Raw genomic sequence first — 21119 nt, 5'->3', positions numbered from 1 at the left:
GCTCACTATGGAGAAGCAATCAAACCAGCTCTTACTGTCATAAAGCCAAAAAACATACGCCTAATGAGTGACTTAGTCATTCGCCGAAACCAGTTGTTATCCATGCAAACCATGGAAAAGAACCGAATCCAGATACTTCCCGCCTCTCTCCATCCGACTATCAAACCAATGCTAACCACGATAAAAAATCAAATCACCAAGTTAGAAGAAAAGCTCGTTAAACTCATTGAAGATAGCCCTGAATATCAGGCTAAAAACACAATATTGCAGAGCGTCCCTGGAATAGGAAACATTGCCGCTGCATCAATAATTAGCAACGTACCAGAACTTGGCTACATCACAAATAAACAAGCGGCATCACTAATTGGTGTCGCTCCAATAACACGCGAAAGTGGGCGCTACAAAGGTAAGCGCGTGATCCAAGGCGGTCGAGCGCAAGTACGCACAGTGTTATATATGGCAATGATGTCAGCCATGCAATGTAACCCCGTATTCAAAGCAACTTATGCTCGACTTGTAGCTGCCGGAAAGCCTAAGAAAGTCGCAATAATCGCGTGTGTTCGAAAGATGGTTGTGACTCTTAACTCTATGCTGAGAGATGGCGCCATGTGGGATGAAAACACTGCCAAAAATTAATCATTGACGCCATAGTCGTTTGTTATGTGCTAGGTAATGCACATGTAGCTTTGGCAGAAGACCTTGAATATGGTTTCACTTTGATATCGCCAGTGCTTTTTAGTGTGTTAGGTTCTGACTTACTTCCCCAGCCACTCTTATATTTAGTTTGGCTAAACAACTTAAACGTATAACTAACTTCCATTATTGTGGCGTCTTTTAAAAATTTCACTTTTGAAATTTTTTGGTCTTCCACATGCAAAGCGTCTGGTCTATGTATGTCGTGCAAACGAGCTAATAGTTGCTTTTTGACCCTAGCGGAATCATTGGAAACACAGTCAATTGCGTCAGCATGGTGACGCTTAGCTAATACTTGAGCTTCAGCCTTTCTCTTTTCAGAAGCTAACTGTTGCTGCTTTAACTTTGCTTCCTTTTTAAGTTTTAACTCTGCCGCCGCTTCCATTTCAATTTGTTCAAGTTCAGCAGCCCTCTTTTTCGCCAGTTCATCTTGTTCAAACCTTTCTAGGTCTAACTCGACTTTAGCTTTTGCTGCTTCGAGGTTTCTTTGGTGCTTCAATTCAGCGTCAGCTTCTTTCTGTAGTTGAGTTCTAAAATCACATTGTAAGGGTTTGAACTCCATCCAACTTCCATAAGCATTTGTTTTTGTGAAAAACAAAGGGCCACTAGCTTGCATGATCATTCCAGTCAAGGCTATATCACCATTAGATGTTAACTCTTTAACTTTATTGGGAAATGCACTGTCAAGCTCAAAACATTTTTTTACTTGAGCTTCTTGAGAAGCAGTAAAACTCTTTGAATAATATAACTCACCCGCAATCGAGGTCATTGAAAATGCACTCAATAATAATACTGCTAAAGATCTCATCGTTTCCACTTTTGTAACTGAAGGACTAAATACCTGTATTATATAGAATGTCATACCAAAATTCTACTAACGTGGGGGAACTCAGGCACATAACGCCTTGCTAAGGTGCGGCTAACACCACTAAACTCAAGCAAAGCCACGTAATCCCTGAACTCAACCATACCAAAAATGCCAAAGGTTAGCCGTCACTCTTAAGCAACTTGTTAACTGGCGATACTCTCAATTGCATGAGCACTATTCAATGCCAAATCAAGGTAGCGCTCAGCTTCGTCTTGAGAAATAGCGAAATCTGGTAAATGACTTGCTCTATTGCGAAGTTGCCTCAAGCTGTTTATTACTTCAATACTATTCGGGCTGAAATTCCCAGTACTTGCAAGGTGATCGAGTATTAGTTTTGGGTTGGTACGCTTTACAGTAGTACCCGTGGTTAAGTCATTTTTTACCGCAGCTATTTCGATTAACGTCCAAGCCTCAACAATAGCTGCTCGTGGCGAAATTTCAGCTAAACGATAAAGCCTTTCTTTTTGGCTCAAATCTTCAGGAGTTGACTCACCGACAACCTCTTTAGATTGCTCTAGCTCAGATGCCTTTTGCTCAGCTTGTTGTAAATCGTGGCTAAAGCTAATTTCAGTTTCACCATGTTTTAAAGCTGTAAGACGAGCTAATAGCCCCCTTACTTCAGCACGAAATAGGTAACCTAGCCACACGACGGAAACTGGCCACGCCAATGCTTTTATAATTTCTACAATATGTTCCATATTTATCCTAGCCAGTTAACATTTTAATATTGTGCAAGCACGAATCCATCCGCTTAACATATCAAAAAGGTCACTCATAACCAACTGAATGCTATGCATTTAATATAAAAGTGGGTCTAAACAATAAGTGTGAAAACGTGCAAGCACATATTGCCGACTATGTAACGCTCGGCCTCATTCTTAACCACCCATAAATCTGCAGTATAATCAATAATTTAAAATAAGCCTCTCGTTAAATTCGTGCTCAATCAGAGTTAAAAACCACTCTTTTTTAAGGTTCATCGCGGCTTTCCGGGGAAAGCCGCGATGAACCAAAAAATACCCTAGTGCCTATCGACAACTTGCTTGGATGTACCTATTCCCATCAAAATCCGTCACTCAACACTCTGAGTCGGGGATCGTATGCCGACACCACCTACATGATTCGGTACTCCGAAAAACGCTGAAGAAGGCGACTAACTCTAATAAATTGCGCCACAAGCGAATTAGTTGTCATACTTTCAGGCACAGTTTTGCTACGCAACTTCTAAAGTCAGGCTCCGATATCAGAACGGTTCAAGAGCTACTGGGGCACAGTGATGTTAAGACAACTCAGATTTACACTCACGTTATTGGGCAACACTTTAGTGGCACGACTAGCCCGCTAGACCACCTATAACGAAACTCCCTCATCGATAGTTGAACCTTGGCTTGATGGCTTCTGTCTGACAAGGTTGTCTGCTATGGTGGCGGCAGAACTTCAGCAATTGTTTAGATAGTATTGAATATGAAAACACTAACCATACTTGATGGCGGCATGGGCCGAGAACTCAAAGAAATTGGCGCGCCATTTTCTCAACCGCTTTGGAGTGCTCAAGCGCTGATTGAAGCACCCGAATTTGTTAGCCAAGCGCATCAAAACTTTGTCGATGCAGGTGCTGAAATCCTAATCACCAATAGCTACGCGTGTGTGCCTTTTCACTTGGGTGCAGAGCTGTTCGAACAACGAGGTTTTGAACTAGCCGCACTGTCTGGTGAGCTGGCTAAAGCAGTTGCTAACAATGCTTCTCACACCGTAAAAGTGGCGGGCGCGATTCCACCGCCATTTGGCAGCTACCGACCAGACTTATTTAAGGTAGAAGAGGCGGCGCCAATCATTCAAACGCTTTACGATGCCCAGGATCCAAACATCGATCTTTGGATCGCGGAAACCATCTGTAGCCTGCAAGAATTCGAATCCATTCATGCGGTACTTAAGCAGTCAGATAAGCCGTGTTACTACGCATTCAGTTTAGAAGATACCAAGGGCGATTTTGCCAACATTCGTTCTGGCGAGAGCGTAACAGACGCCATCAAACTTGCCTGCCAATCAAACGCGACAGGCATTATGTTTAACTGTTCAGTGCCTGAAGTGATGGATCAAGCCATTATCGATGCCAAGAAAGTGATCGATGAGCTAGGCAGTGATTTAGAAGTTGGTGTCTATGCCAACAATTTTGCGCCTATCAGCAACGAACATGAAGCGAATGATATGTTTCAGGAGATGCGTGAGCTGGATGGCCAAGGTTACTTAACTTACGCTAAACGCTGGCATGCACTGGGCGCGAATATTATCGGTGGCTGTTGTGGCATCGGGCCAAAACACATTAAAGCCCTAGCCGATTGGAAACACTCAATACAGAGCTAATCCTGAGCTTCAACTAGAATAAAATAAATAGAGAACAGGTTGAGAAATCTGTTCTCTATTTGTATGTGACGTCTCTGAGTACACTTATACAAAACAACGATTTGGAGCAACAGATGAGCGACACGCAACGCAAAATAAAATGGGGCATCGCAGGGCTAGGCAATATCGCCAATCGATTCGCAACCGCAGTCACAGAGCACTCTCTGCATGGTGAGCTTGATGCGGTTGCCGCCAGAGATCACTCACGCGCAGCCACGTTCGCCAACAAGTTTGCTTGCGACAAGGCTTATGGTTCTTATGAAGAGATGGCGAATGACCCAAGTGTTGAAGCGGTTTACATCGCTACGGTTCACCCATACCACCAGCCACTCACTGAGTTGTTTCTAAAGAATAAAAAACATGTATTGGTCGAGAAGCCGGCTTTTACCAACCTTGCTGACTGGCTTGAGATGAAAGCCCTCGCGAAACAAAATGGCGTGATGCTGTTAGAAGCGATGAAAACTGTGGTGTTCCCCGCGTATCGTGAGCTCCAATCATTCTTGGTCGATAACCACATTCAAATAGATTCAATCGAAGCCAGCTTTGGTAACCATCATGACTATGAGCCCGATTTGTTTATCTTCAATCCGGATTTGTCAGGCGGAGCAACACTCGATGTTGGGGTCTATGGGCTTTGGTTCTTTTACGATCTGTGCCGAACGCTGGGTGTAAACCCTTCAAAACCTCAGGTAGAGATGTCGTGTCTTTATGAGGGAGCGAATGTTGATACCAATGCATGCTTTACATTCTCTGGTGATATGAACGGTAAGATATCGGCATCAACAGTGCAAAACCTTCCCCGAACAGCACACTTGAGTGGACCTGAAACCAAAATCGCCATTCACGAAAAATGGTGGAATCCGGCCTTTATTGAGATTGAACATCAAGGCAAAAAGTCGACCACAAAACCAGCGTGGAATATGGGCACTACCTAACTCACTACCTAACTACCAAAGACGTCGCGCTGTGCAGTATTATTGATGAGAACAACACCTTCACTTCGTGGTTAAGCTTTTTCACTCGCTTCCCGTTTGAGGACTTAACTTTACCTGCTGAGATACTAGAGACAATCGAACAAGGCTTAGCTTCAATAACAAACCAACCAGACTTTGAGTTAGCGATGAATGCACTGTTGTCGCTCCGGCATTGGTTGAATGACTCTGGGGTTGTGGTTGAGCTCAAGCAAGAGGCGTTCAACTTAGAGGTTTCTGAAAAGATACACGGCGCGCAAGTAAATGGTTTCGGTTGGTGCGAACTCGACAAGCTGTGGATTAGCCATTTGTAAGCGTATTTCGTAGCTGAATGTATTTCACAACCTAGCCCAACCAAGCTGCAACCAATCATTATGTTCAGTCACAGCGTAGGTCGAATAGGCTAAGGGTTAGCTCACTAGCGATAATTCAGACTCTTTATAGATACGGTTAGCCACTTTGTATGCAGCCGGAGACATCAGTGTCTCTTTGCATCTGCGCTTAAATTGCTCGACTTCAATCGTTTGTTCTTCCAGTAAATAGCACAGCTCACTCAAGTAGTTAGCTTCAAACACAGCTTGACCAAGTGGTGTGCATTCGTATCGGCTCGACTCTTGGTAGCCAATCGCGGTCAACACTGATTCTGGCAGTTCCCAGAACTTAGCAATGGTGTAAGTCAGGCGAATGGAGTAGCTGTTCATCAGGCGCTTCAATGCTAACGAGTTAGGTGGAACAGAAGGATCAACATGCTTGAAGGCTTCTACCATCATCTGGAAAATGATCATCTTGCCTAAGTTGCGAATTAACCCAACAAAATACGCCGCTGCTTGCTCTTCTTGAGATGAAGAGTCTTTCATCAACTCCTTAGAAAACGACGCGGTTTGAACACTGTGATTCCAAATTTTCTCACCGAAGTGACGCCAGTAAATATTGTTCCCCGGCGTGAAGTTCTTCATGTAGCTATTCACCACCCCTTCAACGAGCCCTTGAGAACCCATATTTAAGAATGCTGTTTTTAGGTCGGTAACCTGTTTTTCATTGCGTTTGTAAAAGGCGCTATTTGCCAGTTTAATCACATCGGCAGCCATACTCGGCTCGCGCTCAATCACTCTTAACAGAGTATCGACATCAAACTCATCGCTCTGTAATTCGCCCATTAACGTGGTCACAGAGGCTGGCATCACTGGAAGTTCATTAAGCAAGGCTTTTGGAGAGCGAATCAAGCGTTCGATTTGGCAAGCGACAAAATCACTAAATGGGTCTGACTCCGTTCGAAGGCGAGACTCTCCAAACAAATAATCAAGGAACTCACCATCGTGAAGGCTAAGCGTCTTATCGACGATTAATGATGATGGCTGAGCGGACGACGGCGGAACAAAGATTGAAGACTGAACAGAATCAGTAGCAACGGTTTGTTGTTGCTCTTGTTGGGCAGGCTCTGCAGAGGGTTTGTTTTTTGAATAAACAAAAGGTGAGAATAGTGCCTGCAATACCCTTTTAAACATCAATACGGCTCCTAGATGATTATCAAACAGTTCGGGATATATAACGGCGGTGATTATCGCACAGGCAACTCATAAACCATACAGTGATAAATGAATCATTAACCTTTCAGCTGTATAGGATCTGTTACCCAACAATTTGCTCAGCTCCTCGGTATTCACCAGGAACAAAAAGAGCGAGCAAATAAAGCTTGCTCACTCTTCCATCAATCTAAACCGTGAAGCTGACTAAAACTAGCGTTCTGCCACTTCCAACACGATCTTACCAACATGCTTTTTCTTTAAGAACTCATCTTGCGCTTTATGGATATCGGCTAGCGGATAAGACTCTGCAACGATGGCGCCAATCTGCTGTATCTCGATACGATTAACCAAGTTTTGGAATACTTGCGGTTCTAAAACCGTGCAACCAAAAAAGCTGAGGTCTTTGAGATACAAAGTTCGCACATCAAGCTCAACCATTGCACCACCAATCGCACCAGACACAGCATAACGGCCATGTGGTTTTAGGACTTCAAGAAACTCTGGCCACTTGTCACCAGCAACTAAATCAATCACCACATTCACGCTGCTTTCGCCTAGCGCTTTAACCAAATCTGCATCACGGGCAATCACTTCATCAGCGCCAAGTTCAAGTAACTGTTGGTTCTTGCTTGGGCTAGTGATGGCAATAACATACGCGCCGCGAGCTTTTGCTAGCTGAATAGCCGCAGAGCCCACACCGCCCGATGCACCTGAGATAAGCACGCGATCACCTTCAGCCACATTGGCACGAGTTAGCATGTTCTCTGCTGTTGAGTAAGAACATGGGAAAGACGCTAGCTCAACATCCGACATAGAACTGTTCACCGCGTAAGCATGCTTAGCTGCTACTTTGGTGTATTCAGCGAAACCACCATCGCATTCAGATCCGAAATACCATGGCTGTGGTAGATCTCGCCCGTACACTTCGGTTAAACAAGGTTCAATCAGAACACGCTCACCAATACGGTCAACTGAGACTTCATTGCCGACTTCCACGATAAAACCACACACGTCAGCACCTTGGATGCGAGGGAATTTCAACGCTTCACCCGACCAACTGGCATCGTCTGAATCATCACTTTTCGCATACCAACCGATTCGTGTGTTGATGTCGGTGTTGTTCACGCCTGCTGCCATGACTTTGATCAGCACTTCATTAGGTTCGATTTGAGGAACCGCGATATCTCCGCGGTAGCCAAGCATTTCTGCCCCGCCGTGCCCTAACATCTCTACGCCTTTCATTGTTTTCGGTAGTTCGAATTTCATCGTGTTTCCTCGAGTAATTTTGTCACCATATTCTGTGCTGATGCCACCGCTTCTTCGCCTAATACTGGCCACGCGCTTGATACGCCTTCATGAAGTAAAAACAGTGGTGTCGCGAGATCCTCTCGCAGGCTCTGCTTGCCTATTAGCAAACGGACTTGTTCTTTATGCTGTGTAACCGCTTGGCTGATAAGCTCATTATCGGGAAACGCGGCCATCGCATTCATCGACATGCACCCATGTGGCGCATACTCTTCTAACCATTGTTGGAGCTTGTTGAAGATATGAGTAACCGATGCGAGCCCCTTTTCAGGCGACGTTTCCAACAAGAAATCTAAGTAGCGTTGGTGTCGATATTCCAAGGCACCAACGATCATCGCTTCTTTTGAAGGGAAATGTTTATACAAGGTTCTTAGGCTTACATCGCACGCCGTTTTCAGCTGTGCAACGCTCGGCTCAGCAAAACCTTGCTGGCTAAATGCCACCTCTAAGCTTGCTGCAATCTGTTCTCTCAACATAGTGCTCTCTTAATACCCGACAAAGGGTAGAATGATTGTTCTACCTACAAGGTAGAACGATCACTCTACCCCTGTCAATATCCAAATTTACAAACCAAGAAATGATAAATTCCGCGCCAAACAGGACACGGAATTTATCAATACAGATGAGAGACTTAGCGTTTAAGCTGGAGTCGACTGCGTATCGTCACCAGAACAGATAACGCGCCACAAAGTACCAACACTACACCTAGATCTTGGAGCATTCCCGCTAAAGCAAGCCCTGAGCCGATCAAGGTGTAATACATCAAACCAAACAGTGCGCCTGCACTTCCTGCTTGAGATTGGTAACGTACCAACGCTCGGCTCAATACATTGGGAATCGCAATGCCAAACGCCATAACCACCAACATCATTGGAAGCAAAAACCAGATCGTGTGTTGTGAAAAATACACACCCACCGCACCTAATGTTTGAAGCCCTGCTGCGATACCAATCAGAGACATTGAAGACACTTGTCTCTTCAACAATGTCTTGTTCACCAAGCTTCCCAACAGAGTCCCGAACCCAAGCACAATGCCGCTGTAGCCAAACTGCTCAACGCTAAATCCAAGTTGAATGAAGGCAAATGAACCCAATTGATAATAGGAAAACAGTGCAATATTGAACGACGCGACCAGCAACGCAGACATCCATATATCGCTATCTTTGACCATGTGAATACTGAGTGACTTTAACTGCAATGGCTGCTTAGATTGTTGCGTTTCAGGCAATGACCATAGGCTATGTGCCAACAGCACTAACACCATAATAAACAGGGCAATAAACACATATTGATGCCCGCCCGCTTGGCTTAATTGACCGCCAAGAAGCAGCCCGATGATTGGGCTAATCGACAGCCCCATCCCCATGTAACCAAACACCTTGGCCAGTTCAGCGCCGCTAAAGGCATCTCGCAACATGGTTTGTGTCACAACCGAGCCAACCGCAAGCCCGAAAGCGCCCATGGCTCGGGCTATCATCAACCAAACAAAGCTATTGGTTTGCATAGCAATAAGTGCTGAACAGGCGAATAACCCCATGCCCAGTAACATGGTTGGTCGGCGCCCCCATTTGTCTGCCAATATGCCCCATACCACAACACCGAGCGCAAACGCTGAGAAGTAGATCGAGAGGGTTTGCGCCGCTTGTGCGTAACTCACATCAAAGGATTTCGATATTGAATCCAGAGTCGGGCTATAGATGGTTTCTGCGATTTGAGGGAACATCAGCAATAGCACCATTTGCCATAAAGAAGGTTTTGTTTTCATCATTTTTCCAAGACCAGTGAACTTGACGAGGAGTCTAGGGGAAACTAACCTTGGCTCGTTAACAACATTAAAACCAAAAACAACAAGATTAGGACAAATGGCATTAATCAGCGAAACGATTGAGTTTGATGCAGACAGCTTACCTGCGCCCGTAATAGGGATTGCGGCAGAGCTAGGTCAGCATGATTCAGGAATACATCACCACGTAAAAGGACAGTTGCTGTATGCTCCGCAGGGTTGCATCACCTTGACCTTAGAAAACGCCATTTGCATTTTGCCGCCGACTAAAGCCGTGTGGATCCCGCCTTATACCAAACATCGCGCGCAGATGACCAATGTGGTCGCTTATCGGTCGCTCTATTTTGATAGCAGTATTTACACCTGCCCAGAAGCGATTGAAATTGTGGAAGTGAATGAGCTTTTAAAAGCCCTGATCAATAAGATGGCTTTCTGGGATTGGGATGTTGCCCGCGAGCAAACCACCAATACCGCCAACCTATTCTGGGAAGAGTTTTACAGTGCTAACCAACACTCGTTTATCTTGCCACTACCGACAGATCGCCGCTTTAAAAGCTTTTGCAAACAAGTCCGAACCGCTTCCTTTCTTGCCCCAGCCCTCTCGACATTAGCGAACTCGGTTGGCGCAAGCACCAAAACGATTACTCGATTATTCAAAGCCGAAACAGGCATGACTTACCAAGAGTGGCGACAGCAATGGCGCTTGTTTAAAGCGATTGAACTGCTCTCAGAAAACCGACAAGTCGTTGATGTGGCTCATCTGCTAGAGTTCTCATCCAACAGTGCGTTTATCGCTTTTTTCAAACAGCAAACTGGACAAACCCCGTTGGCCTTTACCAAGTTAGGGGCGTGATTGTTGTTATCCAAACTCTGAAGTTTTACTGAGCTCAGATACAAAAAACCAGAACATGAGTTCTGGTTTTTAATGCCGATTCAACTAATCAATCAACACCAACGAATCGAGAATCCCTTTGCCACTGTGGATTCCACCTTCATTTTCGCTGGCAGGTTTACTGCGGATCAAGTAACCCGCGTAGCAGTCTAGCTCTGTTACTGGTTCACCTTTGAAGTAAACGGTGAACAAACCCACTTCGCTGACTAAGTCTGTCACGAGCGTTTGGTGAGTGTCACGTACTGCAATGGTCGGCACGTCACGTTCATGCGGGTACAAGCGCTGCATCAATGCCCACGCGTCGTACTCTTCTGGTTTAAGCAGGCTCAGTTGTTCGCTGATGTCGTCACCAAAGACACAATGGCCTCCGCCCTCGCCTTGGTTTTTTAGCACCCATTCTTGCTTGTTGGCTTGCGTGTTAAACCATCCAATCGACTCACTAGTTATTGGCTTCATATCGGCCAAGACACTCTTGACCAGTTCGGTTTCTTCTAGCGTTAAGCCCCAGCGGGCGTATTCTGTTGCTGGCATCATGGTCAGCAGCATTTGCATGGTTTTACTGGTCGCTAGTTGCTGGCTGATGGTCGCGTTCATTGCGACATGGTGTTGCTCCATAAACAAGCGAGTCTGACTTAACGTATGGCAACACACCGATTCATTTAGCTCTGGAGCCCAATAATCTGAATACTGGTAGCCCGCTCTTAGGTACACCACATCAACCGCGCCGACATCTTGCAATAACAAACGTTGGTTATCACCCGATGAAAGCTGACAACTCAGTTGTTCAAAGGTGCGACGAACCGTGCATAATTGCCCACTCACAAGCATCTTCAATGACTTGTTGCGGAATCGATGGCATTGGATTCATTTAGATATCTCATTCTTGGCGGGCATTTGGCACCCGTAATAAGACAATGCTCATTCGAAAAAGACGAAATAAATTTAAAAAACTTATTTCGCCGTTTTGATCATCGTAGCTCGCGGTTTACAGCTAGGGTTCTTGGGTCTTATTGACTATAAGGTCGCGAAGCCATTTGTGGCTTGGTTCAGAGTCAAAATAACGATGCCAAAGCAAAAACAAACCACCGGGAACCAACTCAATGGGAATCGGTTTCATCACCAGTTCGCCACTCTCAATATAGTCACAAACCGAGTTGTACGGATAACACATTAACAAATCGCTTTGCTTGCACAGCTTTACTGCGCTGGTGATGTCCGACACGTTGGCGGCTTTGTTAATTTGAAGCTGTTTGGCTTGCAAGATCTCCAGAAGCAACCAGTCGCCAACGCCACCGGTCACCAACTGAATATGACGGTATTTAAGGAAGGCTTGCAGATTCCACTCTTCTTGAAGTACTGGGTGATCATTTCGCATCAAGCACACAGAGTAATCTTGCAGCAACTCGACGTGGTTTAGCTCGGTAGGGATATTTTGAATGTGGGTGCTAGCCCTTTCATCGAGCTCAAAAATTCCAATCCCGAAATCGACCTCACGCTTTAGTAAGCGCTTAAAGGTTTCGCTGCTCCAAGTAGTGCTGTTTACCGTAATGTTCGGCGCATCTGCTAGCGCGTTAGGCATAAATTTAGGGTAAATCGCGGTATAAGCGGTTTCAACAAGATCGATATTAAAAGTACGTTCGCTGTCTTTCGGCTCAAAAATGTCCGGCACGGTTAGCTGTTCAACTTGCAGAAGGATTTGATGAATTTTAGGCGCTAAAGAGGTGGCTTTCGGTGTTGGAAACAGGCCTTTTGACTCACGTTCAAACAAAGGGTCGTCAAACAAAGAACGCAGCTTAGTGAGTTGTTTACTCACCGCAGACTGACTAAGGAACAATCGCTCTGCCGTTTTGCTCACGCTGCGCTCTTCAAGCAACACGTGTAAACACAGCAGTAAATTCATATCACATTTGAGTAAGCTTTTAACATCTACCATGATATTCCTTAGATTCAGATTAATGATGACTTTATGTCACTTTAAATCATATCACAAACTTGTTAATTTAAGCCCATGTAACCTATGAGTTAATAACTCAAAAAATAATAGACCTAAGGAATACTCATGAACTTTCTAGCACTCCCTAAGATTGATCTGCACTGCCACCTAGACGGAAGTGTTCGTCCAGACACCATTATTGATCTGGCGAAACAGTACGGAATCGAACTTCCAGAAGACCGTGAAGCGGTAGTAAAGTCTCTAACAGTGCCTGAAGATTGCAAAAACCTTGATGAGTACCTAGCTTGCTTTAGCCTGCCACTGCAAGTGATGCAAACGGAAGAAGCGATTGAGCGTATCTCTTTTGAGCTTTACGAAGACGCAGCACTAGAAAACGTTAAGTACCTAGAAGTTCGTTTTGCACCGATTCTTCACGTAAACAAGGGCTTGTCTCTTGATGCAATCATCGCAAGTGCGGTTAAAGGCATGAAGCGTGCAGAAGAGAAATACGACATTAAGGGCAACTACATCATGTCTGTACTTCGTATGTTCCCGAAAGACTCAATCAAAGATGTAATCGACGCTGGTAAACCATACCTTGGTAAAGGCGTGGTTGCGTTTGATATTGCAGGCGGTGAAAAGCCGGGCTTCTGCGCTGAATTCCCTGAGTACACGCAATACGCTATTGAACAAGGCTACCGTGTGACGGTTCACGCAGGTGAGCAATGGCATGGTCAGAACGTTTACGATGCAGTCACACTGCTTGACGCTGAGCGTATCGGCCACGGTGTCCACATCCAAGGTAACGAAGACGCGTACAACATCGTTAAAGAGAAGCAGGTTGCGCTTGAAACTTGCCCAACAAGTAACGTGCAAACTAAATGTATTCACAAATTCAGCGACCACCCAATTGCTGAATTCAAGAAAGACGGCATCGTTGTAACGATCAACACAGACAACCGCACTGTGTCGAACACAACCATGACTAACGAAGTGAAACGTGTATGTGAAACGTTCGGTCTAACACAAGAAGACTACGCAGAGATCTACAAGTACTCTGTAGAGAGTGCTTTTGCTTCAGACGAAGTGAAGAAGCACCTAATGGGTTTCGTTGAGCAAATCTAATTGGTAAAGCGCGCCTTTTGCTGAATAGCTGGGCTCACTTAGCATTAATGCTTAAAGGTACAAAATAGGAAGAGAAAGGCTGAGGCTTTTCTCTTTTTTTATGTCCAAAAATCGCTAATCTTGCAGTATTCGTCATTTAGACCGAGACTCTCGGAAAGTGGGCAGCATGAGTAATACAAACGATCAAACTGAACTCGATAAAATGTTATCTGGGCAAGTATATGATGGTGCAGACCAAGAAATTGATACCATACGTACCAATGCCAAAAAGGCGTTAATGGCCTTCAACAACCATCAAAATCCAGATCAACAACACACATTGCAAGAGCAGCTATTCGGTAAAGTCGGGAGTAGCAGCTTAATCCAGCCCCCTTTTCATTGTGAGTTTGGAAAAACCATCGAGATTGGTGACGACACCTTCATCAATATGAACGTCGTAATGCTAGATGGTGCGAGAATCAAAGTCGGAAACAATGTTTTAATTGGACCAAGCGTCCAATTCTATACGCCATCACACTCCCTTGATTATCGTAGCCGTCGTAAATGGGAAACCTTCTGTTTACCGATAACAATCGAAGATGATGTGTGGGTTGGTGGAAACTCGGTCATCAACCAAGGCGTGAAGATTGGGGCTCGCTCGGTTATCGCGGCGAACTCTGTGGTCAACAGCGATGTACCGCCAGATTGTCTATACGGTGGCACGCCGGCGAAGTTAATTCGACACTTGGATACTGAGCAATAAAGTTAAATAGAAAAATAAAGCTCATTAAAAGAACAAATAGAAAAAGAGGCGATGTTCATGATGAAACAGCGCCTCTTTTTAATCGATTCGTTTTAGCTTTTATCAGTCTTTTCTATCCGTCGTTTTTCTACTTATCTTGCCTACCTAGATTATCTACATAGAGAAACCTGACTGAAATAGATAGCTTGAGAATTTCGCTACATGATCACGTAAATTCGACGCCAAGAGCACGAAGTTCGTTCTCACATTGCGCAGAATCGATAAACTGAATACCCGCCATACCTACGGCTTTTGCTCCTTCTACGTTGTAAGGCATATCATCAATGAACACCGTTTCTGAAGCCTCCAGTCCATTATTTGAAAGCAACGCTTGGTAAATCTCAGGCTGCGGTTTAAGCATGCCAAGTTCAGCGGATACGGCTGCGCCATCAAACAAAGGCCAAAATTCGTAGGTGGCTTTTAGGTGTTCAACAATCTCGACCACGTTGTCGGTAAGTGCATACACACCATACCCAGCACGCTTTACGCGCTCGATAAGGTCGACAGAACCATGCAATAAGATCTGCGTTTTCTTAACGTAATAAAACAGGCGGTCGCACTCTAATGAAGATAAATCGAGCTCTTGTTGGTAGCGAAGTTTGGCTTCATTTTCGGTTAAGAACCCTTTGTTCAAATCCGACCAAATCGCACTTTGGAAAATCGAAAGCGCTCGGGCTTCAGGGTCGGCAATGTTACCAAACGTTAGTTGAGTAATTTCCAGCGGCGACCAACGCACAATCACATTACCCACATCAAATACGACATTTTGATTTGATTCGAACTCATACCCTACTCCTGAATTAGTCACTTAAAATAGCAACAACACAGACATTAAATGCCGCACGTTAAAGTTCATAATCTTGTTTTACAAAATGAGGACTAGAATCACAAGATGTAATCAAGTCAGCGCAAAAGGTGGTCACTAGTACCCCTAACTAACCCTATTTATCATCACCCACTTAACCTTCTATGTTACAATTATGAGTCATTCAGAGCGTACTGAATCCCTGATTTAGTTCACTATTCTTTAGTCACAGTGAATACACTTTAAAGTTATTGATCTATGAAAAAGTACGAGTTAGTTGTCCAAGATATTGTGAGCAAAATTTGCCAAAACAGTATCAGCCATAAGCTTCCTGCAGAAAGAGAACTGTCTGAAATATATGGATTATCTCGTTTCACGATTCGTAAAGCACTAGCCAAGCTAGAGGCTATTGGCATGGTGAAATCTAAGGTGGGTTCTGGTTACTTCGTCAACACTTCTCTCATTGGTACAGCACTGGTGTACAACTCCATTACTGAAAACAGTTTTGAAGAGATCTCTTATAAAAAGCTCCAGCTAAATAAAGCGCTACCCGATAACCACGAACAGCAGATTTTTTCTTTAGACGACAATGACTACATTTGGAAAATTAGACGTCTTCGATTGATTAACAATAAAGTAGTCCAGATTGAAGAAGCCAAGATCCCTGTCAGTGTCTTCCCAGAGATGAATGCCGAGATCATTGAAAGCTCAATCCAGAAACATGCGCTAGCGAAAGGCCTTCAGATCGATAGCTACTTAACGACCTACCAAGCGATCAATGTTTCTAAAGAAGATGCAGAGCTACTTGGCTGCAAAAAAAATGCAGCAGCGATGAATATCACCAACCGAGGTTTCTTGGCATCGGGTGAACTGTTCATCGTCAGCGATATTATCGATATCAATTACCAATGCACCTACCACACGCCTTTTAACAGTGAGAGCATGAGCTTCCGAGATAAGAAGTAACCTTTTAATTCGATTTAATATGGTTAATTTTTATAGATATAAGTTAATTACTCTATAGATTAGCCACTAATATTATTTCACATCTAATATTATTAATTTAATGATACTAGAAATATACTTACCAGATAATACGTAATATCTGGTAAGTATATTAAATAAGAAAATGGCCGCTTATAGCGACCATTTGATATTAAAAATACGAGTTAAGGGGTATGAATCGCGCCATCAGGAAGGCGACTTTGAGTCCACTCGTGGGGGCGATACATAACAGGGAACTCGGCTGCAACCTCTCGGTCGATTTCAACACCAATACCTGCGATTTCAGAAGCGTATAAGTAGCCATTAATTGGCTCTGCAGCGTTCGGGAATACCTTGTGTGTATTCTCGTTGTACTCGACATGTTCTTGAATGGCAGCATTGTGTAAATGCACATTCAAATGCGTGTTTACCGCTGCGCCAATTGGCGTCATATCTGGCGGGCAATGCCATGCAATACGAACACCGAAGTTCTGACATAGATGGCCGAGTTTCAGAGCTGGGGTAATACCACCAATCTGTGAAACATGGCAACGAATGAAATCAATGCGGCGGTTAGCAATCAATGATTTCCACTCTTCAGGGTTATTAAATAACTCCCCTAAACCTAATGAAACTGAGCTCTGGCTGCGAATATTATCCAACCATTCCGTTTGATTTGGCGGCAGAATATCTTCAATGAAATACGGCTTATATTGCTCGACTTCCTTCGCAAATTGTATCGCTTGGTTCGGGAATAGGCGCTCATGAACATCATGAAGAATATGGAATTGGTTACCATATTTCTCTCTCAGCGACTTAAACATCGTTAGAGTATTGTCCATGTACTGATCTTGGTCGTAGTACGAACCTTCAGTCGGGTTTTGAGTGGTATGCAAATCCGTTGGAACGCCGCCATAGAAACCAAGCTGACAACGAATGTGCTTGTAGCCTTTGTCTAGGAAAGATTCCACCAGATCATAAATCCCTTCCATCGTGTCGCTCGTCGCGTGTGTGTATACAGGAATAGCATCACGAGACTTACCACCAAATAACTGGTGTAACGGCATACCCGCCAATTTGGCTTTAATATCCCACAGTGCCATATCAACACCGGAAATTGCATTATTGATAACAGGGCCATTTCGCCAATAAGCGTTGACCATCATCATTTGCCATAAGTCTTCAATATTATTGGCGTTTTTACCAATAAGAATAGGTTTTAAATATTCATCGACCATTGTTTTTACAGCAAGCGGTCTTTGTTGGAATGTCGCACAACCAAACCCTGTCACGCCTTCATTCGTTTCAACTACCACGGTAATGAGGTTGTGTCTGTCTGGTTTAGTAATAATACAATGGATATCAGATATAATAGTTTCTTTCACAATTAAATAACCTACACTTAAGTCAACTCCTATTATCTAACCGCTTTAAAAACCACATTTCAAGCGCTAATTTTGCGTAAAAATAATTGGTACGTTAAGTGATTTTTTTTGATAACCAAAACATACCAATTGGCCAAAAACGGTGAAAAAATAAGTTTTCGGATTTTAAGTGTGATTGAGATCTCTTTTTACTCCGTTGGATTTAAATTGGTTGTCGTTATGATTGCTCGAGTTAAATATATTCCAATAACAGGTGTAGTATGCAAATGGTAGAAAAAAGTGATGCCGTTATTAATAACTCGAAGTCATCATCGAAGAAGAAAAATTTCAAAGAAAATATACAGTTATTAATCACTGCACTTGGTGGTGAAGACAATATCGTGAGTATCACGCACTGTATGACAAGGCTGAGATTCAAATTAGCAGACGAGTCGCTGGTAGACGAAGAAGCAATCAAGCAGATCGCAGATGTGAAAGGTGTGGTACTTCAACAAGGCCAAACTCAAGTCATCATCGGTGTTGAGGTCGAGAAGTGGTTCAACGCGCTATCAAACACTCAACAAGCTGACGCTAATCCGGCTGATGAACTAGAGAAAGGCAAGCTGTTCCAAGGCGTGATGCGTATTGTCGCAGGCATCTTTGGTCCGGTTGTACCCGCAATCGCTGGCGCGGGTATGTTGATGGGCCTGTTGTCTGGTCTTATTGCAACCAATGTTATCTCTGAAACCTCAGACACAGTTTATTTCTTCCGCTCGATCTCTGTTGCTGTGTTCTTCTTCTTACCTATGCTGGTTTCTTTCTCTGCCGCTAAGGTATTCAAAGTAAACGAATACATTGCGCTTGCTGTCTCTTCAGCAATGCTAGCGCCTCTGCTTGTTGATAAAGCAACAATGCTAAAAGACGCAGGCGCTGCTCCGGAGCTGACCGTTCTTGGCGTGGTTCCTATTGAGCTGCTCAACTACGGCGGCGCGATTGTTCCTGCGATTCTAGCAATCTGGTTATTGTCTAAAGTGACTCCGTTAGTTGACCGCCTAGTCCCTTCTTCTGCGAAGCCTGTATTTACACCACTGCTTGCCTTTACGGTAACTTCGACCATCACGCTATCATTTGTTGGCCCTGCTGGTATCTGGCTAAGTAATGGCGCAGGTTGGGTGATGAGCTCACTACTGGAAATCTCTCCGACGTTAACAGGCTTTGTGTTTGGTCTAACTCGCCCGATCACCATCGTATTTGGTATCCACCACAGCATGACGCCAATCAGCCTGAACAACTTTGCACTGTATGGTAAGGATCTACTTATGCCAATCATGTGTTTGGGTAACATGGCAATTGCTGGCGCGACAATGGCTATCTGGCACAAGCAACGTAAAACGGTTTCTAAAGAGCAATCTTCAATTACGATGGGCTCAAGTGTTACCGCTATCTTAGGCATCACGGAACCGGCTCTATTTGGTGTACTCACGAAATACACCAAAGCGATGATGACCGCGAGCTTGGCTGCAGGCGTGTTCGGTGCTATCTCGGTAACAATCGATACGCACTTAACAAGCTACATTCTTTCTTCTGTATTCAGCTTGCCAGCTTACCTTGCAGGCGGTACGCAAAACTTCATTCAAGCACTGATGGGCGTGGTGGGTGTATTTGCACTGTCTTTCGTCCTAACGATGTTGTTCGTAAAACTAGACAACAAGTAATCGGCTAGTCTCACTCCCGTAAGATTAGAATCGAAAAAGCATGACCATATCTCATTATGGTCATGCTTTCCTCAATACGAACAAACCCAACCTTTCCTTTCTAAGGCTATATTATGACCCACATCGCAATCATCGGTGAGTGCATGATTGAACTGAATGGGGCTCCATTTGGCGACATGCATCAAAGCTATGGTGGAGACACATTAAACGCGGCAATCTACTTGAACCGCAGCGCTGCGGTTAGCAACCCCATGAACTGCAATAACACTGCGAATCCAGCGATGCGAACTAGCTATGTCTCGGCGCTTGGCTCTGACGCTATCAGCCAAGAGATGCTTAACCGATGGCAAGATGAAGGACTATCAACCGAATTCGTGCTTATTGACGAGCAGCGTTCACCCGGGCTCTATCTCATTCAACTCGACGATGTTGGTGAGCGCACCTTCCTATACTGGCGCAACGATTCGGCGGCTCGCTACATGGTACAGCACCCCGATTTCGATAAGATAGCCAACCAACTTCACGATGTTGATATGGTGTTTCTGAGTGGCATTTCCCTCGCGATACTGCCACACAGCGATCAGCTAAAGTTGCTCACTATCATTGAAGGCCTGCGTGAACGTGGCGTTACCATCGCCTTTGATAGTAACTACCGACCAAAACTATGGGAATCAGAAAGCGCGACCAAAGAGTGCTATCGACTGGGTTATCAAACCACTGATATCGCCTTGGTTACCTTTGATGATGAACAGCAACTATGGGGCGACCAAACACCTCAAGACACCATCGACCGACTACACAGGCTTGGCGTGCAGACCATCATTGTAAAACTCGGTGCTGAAGGCTGTTTGGTCAGTGAAACTCCAGCCCAAACACCAAGCCTAATTGAAACCACGCCAGTAGAAACCGTGGTTGATAGCACTTCAGCAGGCGATTCATTCAATGGCGGATTCTTGTCTTGCTATCTATCTGGCGGCTCTGTTCAGCAAGCCTGCCGCAAAGGCAATGCACTGGCGAGACTGGTCATTCAACATCACGGCGCAATCATCCCAAAACCCATCACCGACACTCTTTCAAACTGATATTAAGAAGTAAACCCATGTCTACAATTAACGAACAGCTAAAAGCACTTAAAGTTATCCCTGTTATCGCCATTGATAACGCAGAGGATATTATCCCTCTAGGCAAAGTATTGGCTGAGAATGGGCTTCCCGCCGCTGAAATTACGTTCCGTTCAGACGCCGCTGTTGAAGCTATCCGACTGCTTCGCCAAGCACAACCACAAATGCTGATCGGCGCGGGCACCATCTTGAACCGTGAGCAAGCACTGGCCGCGAAAGAAGCAGGCGCAACGTTTGTGGTATCACCGGGCTTTAACCCGAACACAGTTAAAGCATGCCAAGAGACCGGCATCGATATCATTCCAGGTGTGAACAATCCAAGCACCGTTGAAGCGGCATTAGAGATGGGTTTAACAACCTTGAAGTTCTTCCCAGCAGAAGCATCTGGTGGGATCAGCATGGTTAAATCGCTCGTTGGCCCATACGGCGATATTCGACTCATGCCAACTGGCGGTATCACGCCATCAAACATCGATAACTACTTAGCAGTGCCTTAAGTATTAGCTTGCGGTGGTACATGGATGGTGGACAAGAAGCTGGTTATAAACGGGGAGTGGGACGAGATCGCACGCCTAACACGCGAGATTGTTGAGCAGGTGAATCACTAGTCTATGTCATTCAGGTAAACAGAGCCTATTTAATTTCTAACAATAAAGCCACAGCACTTTGGTGAGGCTTAATTATATGATCCGCCTCACTCTCAAGCCCTTAAGCTTAGAGTCGGCTCTCAGAGTGAGGTGAACCAAATATCTTCTATCCATACTTTAGGTATCGACCTAGGTAAACATTGCTTCTATGCTATCGCACATAACCGTTGTGAGGTGGAGGCGCTTCGTCGCAACCGACTCTT

Annotated in this window: 16 protein-coding genes and 6 pseudogenes; 12 read left to right on the top strand and 10 right to left on the bottom strand. The window is 44.6% G+C overall.

What is annotated here, in order from left to right; genetic code table 11:
* Positions 1-636 (top strand): IS110 family transposase (locus AB6E51_RS14900; RefSeq protein ID WP_372139983.1); only part of this gene is annotated, 636 nt, incomplete at its 5' end.
* A 22-nt stretch (positions 637-658) separates the two neighbouring features.
* Here AB6E51_RS14900 and AB6E51_RS14895 read toward each other — a convergent pair.
* Both AB6E51_RS14895 and AB6E51_RS14890 read right to left on the bottom strand, forming a co-directional pair.
* Positions 659-1501 (bottom strand): hypothetical protein, encoded by an 843-nt coding sequence (locus tag AB6E51_RS14895; protein ID WP_372059042.1) that lies wholly within the window; start codon positions 1499-1501, stop codon positions 659-661.
* A gap of 203 nt (positions 1502-1704) precedes the next feature.
* A complete protein-coding gene (locus tag AB6E51_RS14890) occupies positions 1705-2259 on the bottom strand; it encodes a hypothetical protein (protein ID WP_372059043.1) in 555 nt (184 codons plus the stop codon).
* 313 nt (positions 2260-2572) lie between these two features.
* On the opposite strand from AB6E51_RS14890, the pseudogene AB6E51_RS14885 reads away from it, so the two are divergent.
* The 4 genes and pseudogenes from AB6E51_RS14885 to AB6E51_RS14870 form a co-directional block, all read left to right on the top strand.
* Positions 2573-2917: pseudogene (locus AB6E51_RS14885) on the top strand (tyrosine-type recombinase/integrase); the annotation flags it as partial.
* A 108-nt stretch (positions 2918-3025) separates the two neighbouring features.
* A complete protein-coding gene (locus tag AB6E51_RS14880; protein ID WP_372059045.1) occupies positions 3026-3925 on the top strand; it encodes a homocysteine S-methyltransferase family protein in 900 nt (299 codons plus the stop codon).
* A gap of 113 nt (positions 3926-4038) precedes the next feature.
* Positions 4039-4866 (top strand): annotated as a pseudogene (locus AB6E51_RS14875) (Gfo/Idh/MocA family protein); the annotation flags it as partial.
* Positions 4863-5249 (top strand): annotated as a pseudogene (locus AB6E51_RS14870) (peptide ABC transporter substrate-binding protein); the annotation flags it as partial. The pseudogenes AB6E51_RS14875 and AB6E51_RS14870, both read left to right, overlap by 4 nt.
* A 96-nt stretch (positions 5250-5345) precedes the next feature.
* On the opposite strand, the gene AB6E51_RS14865 reads toward AB6E51_RS14870, so the two are convergent.
* The 4 genes from AB6E51_RS14865 to AB6E51_RS14850 form a co-directional block, all read right to left on the bottom strand.
* Positions 5346-6440, bottom strand: coding sequence for an HDOD domain-containing protein (locus AB6E51_RS14865; protein WP_102394448.1), 1095 nt, complete (start codon positions 6438-6440; stop codon positions 5346-5348).
* Positions 6441-6671: 231 nt separating this feature from the next.
* Positions 6672-7727 carry an alcohol dehydrogenase family protein gene (locus AB6E51_RS14860; RefSeq protein ID WP_372059047.1) on the bottom strand — a complete coding sequence of 352 codons (1056 nt, stop codon included), beginning with the start codon at positions 7725-7727 and terminating at the stop codon, positions 6672-6674.
* Complete coding sequence (locus AB6E51_RS14855) at positions 7724-8242, bottom strand: TetR/AcrR family transcriptional regulator (RefSeq protein WP_065583851.1); 519 nt, start codon at positions 8240-8242, stop codon at positions 7724-7726. Before AB6E51_RS14855 ends, AB6E51_RS14860 begins: the two co-directional genes overlap by 4 nt.
* A gap of 155 nt (positions 8243-8397) precedes the next feature.
* Complete coding sequence (locus AB6E51_RS14850; RefSeq protein WP_102398044.1) at positions 8398-9531, bottom strand: multidrug effflux MFS transporter; 1134 nt, start codon at positions 9529-9531, stop codon at positions 8398-8400.
* 97 nt (positions 9532-9628) lie between these two features.
* Here AB6E51_RS14850 and AB6E51_RS14845 point away from each other — a divergent pair, with 97 nt between their 5' ends.
* Entirely contained in the window at positions 9629-10402 is a 774-nt protein-coding gene (locus AB6E51_RS14845) for a helix-turn-helix domain-containing protein (RefSeq protein ID WP_017065211.1), read from the top strand.
* 84 nt (positions 10403-10486) lie between these two features.
* Here AB6E51_RS14845 and AB6E51_RS14840 read toward each other — a convergent pair.
* Positions 10487-11245, bottom strand: a pseudogene (locus AB6E51_RS14840) (glutathione synthase); the annotation flags it as partial.
* A 187-nt stretch (positions 11246-11432) separates the two neighbouring features.
* Positions 11433-12374, bottom strand: a complete 942-nt coding sequence (locus AB6E51_RS14835; RefSeq protein ID WP_372059049.1) for a LysR family transcriptional regulator — start codon at positions 12372-12374, stop codon at positions 11433-11435.
* 126 nt (positions 12375-12500) lie between these two features.
* Between AB6E51_RS14835 and add the strand changes: the two genes are divergently transcribed.
* Both add and AB6E51_RS14825 read left to right on the top strand, forming a co-directional pair.
* A complete protein-coding gene (gene add, locus AB6E51_RS14830) occupies positions 12501-13499 on the top strand; it encodes an adenosine deaminase (RefSeq protein WP_017071685.1) in 999 nt (332 codons plus the stop codon).
* 166 nt (positions 13500-13665) lie between these two features.
* On the top strand, positions 13666-14241 hold the full coding sequence (locus tag AB6E51_RS14825) for a sugar O-acetyltransferase (protein ID WP_017061090.1): 576 nt from the start codon (positions 13666-13668) through the stop codon (positions 14239-14241).
* Between the two features lie 205 nt (positions 14242-14446).
* Here AB6E51_RS14825 and AB6E51_RS14820 read toward each other — a convergent pair.
* A pseudogene (locus AB6E51_RS14820) lies at positions 14447-15066 on the bottom strand (HAD family hydrolase).
* 277 nt (positions 15067-15343) lie between these two features.
* Here AB6E51_RS14820 and AB6E51_RS14815 point away from each other — a divergent pair.
* Positions 15344-16051 carry a GntR family transcriptional regulator gene (locus AB6E51_RS14815; protein WP_372059050.1) on the top strand — a complete coding sequence of 236 codons (708 nt, stop codon included), beginning with the start codon at positions 15344-15346 and terminating at the stop codon, positions 16049-16051.
* 203 nt (positions 16052-16254) lie between these two features.
* On the opposite strand, the gene AB6E51_RS14810 is transcribed toward AB6E51_RS14815, so the two are convergent.
* The gene (locus AB6E51_RS14810) at positions 16255-17454 is read right to left on the bottom strand and encodes an enolase C-terminal domain-like protein (protein WP_099166054.1); all 1200 of its coding nucleotides are present in this window, start codon (positions 17452-17454) and stop codon (positions 16255-16257) included.
* A gap of 260 nt (positions 17455-17714) precedes the next feature.
* Here AB6E51_RS14810 and AB6E51_RS14805 point away from each other — a divergent pair, with 260 nt between their 5' ends.
* The 3 genes and pseudogenes from AB6E51_RS14805 (at position 17715) to AB6E51_RS14795 (ending at position 20877) form a co-directional block, all read left to right on the top strand.
* Positions 17715-19148 carry a PTS transporter subunit EIIC gene (locus AB6E51_RS14805; protein WP_017068132.1) on the top strand — a complete coding sequence of 478 codons (1434 nt, stop codon included), beginning with the start codon at positions 17715-17717 and terminating at the stop codon, positions 19146-19148.
* A 113-nt stretch (positions 19149-19261) separates the two neighbouring features.
* Complete coding sequence (locus AB6E51_RS14800) at positions 19262-20230, top strand: sugar kinase (protein ID WP_171733173.1); 969 nt, start codon at positions 19262-19264, stop codon at positions 20228-20230.
* A gap of 17 nt (positions 20231-20247) precedes the next feature.
* Positions 20248-20877 (top strand): annotated as a pseudogene (locus AB6E51_RS14795) (bifunctional 4-hydroxy-2-oxoglutarate aldolase/2-dehydro-3-deoxy-phosphogluconate aldolase).
* Positions 20878-21119: the final 242 nt, after the last annotated feature.

This window comes from Vibrio sp. 10N.247.311.47, from assembly GCF_041467535.1.
Lineage (GTDB): Bacteria > Pseudomonadota > Gammaproteobacteria > Enterobacterales > Vibrionaceae > Vibrio > Vibrio crassostreae_C.
This window is presented reverse-complemented; position numbering and strand designations above follow the sequence as displayed.

Coding starts and splice junctions, on each gene's coding strand:
- AB6E51_RS14890 (WP_372059043.1), bottom strand. CDS start 2,259: ATGGAACATATTGTAGAAATTATAAAAGCATTGGCGTGGCCAGTTTCC.
- AB6E51_RS14815 (WP_372059050.1), top strand. CDS start 15,344: ATGAAAAAGTACGAGTTAGTTGTCCAAGATATTGTGAGCAAAATTTGC.
- AB6E51_RS14850 (WP_102398044.1), bottom strand. CDS start 9,531: ATGAAAACAAAACCTTCTTTATGGCAAATGGTGCTATTGCTGATGTTC.
- AB6E51_RS14800 (WP_171733173.1), top strand. CDS start 19,262: ATGACCCACATCGCAATCATCGGTGAGTGCATGATTGAACTGAATGGG.
- AB6E51_RS14845 (WP_017065211.1), top strand. CDS start 9,629: ATGGCATTAATCAGCGAAACGATTGAGTTTGATGCAGACAGCTTACCT.
- AB6E51_RS14825 (WP_017061090.1), top strand. CDS start 13,666: ATGAGTAATACAAACGATCAAACTGAACTCGATAAAATGTTATCTGGG.
- AB6E51_RS14865 (WP_102394448.1), bottom strand. CDS start 6,440: ATGTTTAAAAGGGTATTGCAGGCACTATTCTCACCTTTTGTTTATTCA.
- AB6E51_RS14855 (WP_065583851.1), bottom strand. CDS start 8,242: ATGTTGAGAGAACAGATTGCAGCAAGCTTAGAGGTGGCATTTAGCCAG.
- AB6E51_RS14880 (WP_372059045.1), top strand. CDS start 3,026: ATGAAAACACTAACCATACTTGATGGCGGCATGGGCCGAGAACTCAAA.
- add (WP_017071685.1), top strand. CDS start 12,501: ATGAACTTTCTAGCACTCCCTAAGATTGATCTGCACTGCCACCTAGAC.
- AB6E51_RS14860 (WP_372059047.1), bottom strand. CDS start 7,727: ATGAAATTCGAACTACCGAAAACAATGAAAGGCGTAGAGATGTTAGGG.
- AB6E51_RS14835 (WP_372059049.1), bottom strand. CDS start 12,374: ATGGTAGATGTTAAAAGCTTACTCAAATGTGATATGAATTTACTGCTG.
- AB6E51_RS14895 (WP_372059042.1), bottom strand. CDS start 1,501: ATGAGATCTTTAGCAGTATTATTATTGAGTGCATTTTCAATGACCTCG.
- AB6E51_RS14805 (WP_017068132.1), top strand. CDS start 17,715: ATGCAAATGGTAGAAAAAAGTGATGCCGTTATTAATAACTCGAAGTCA.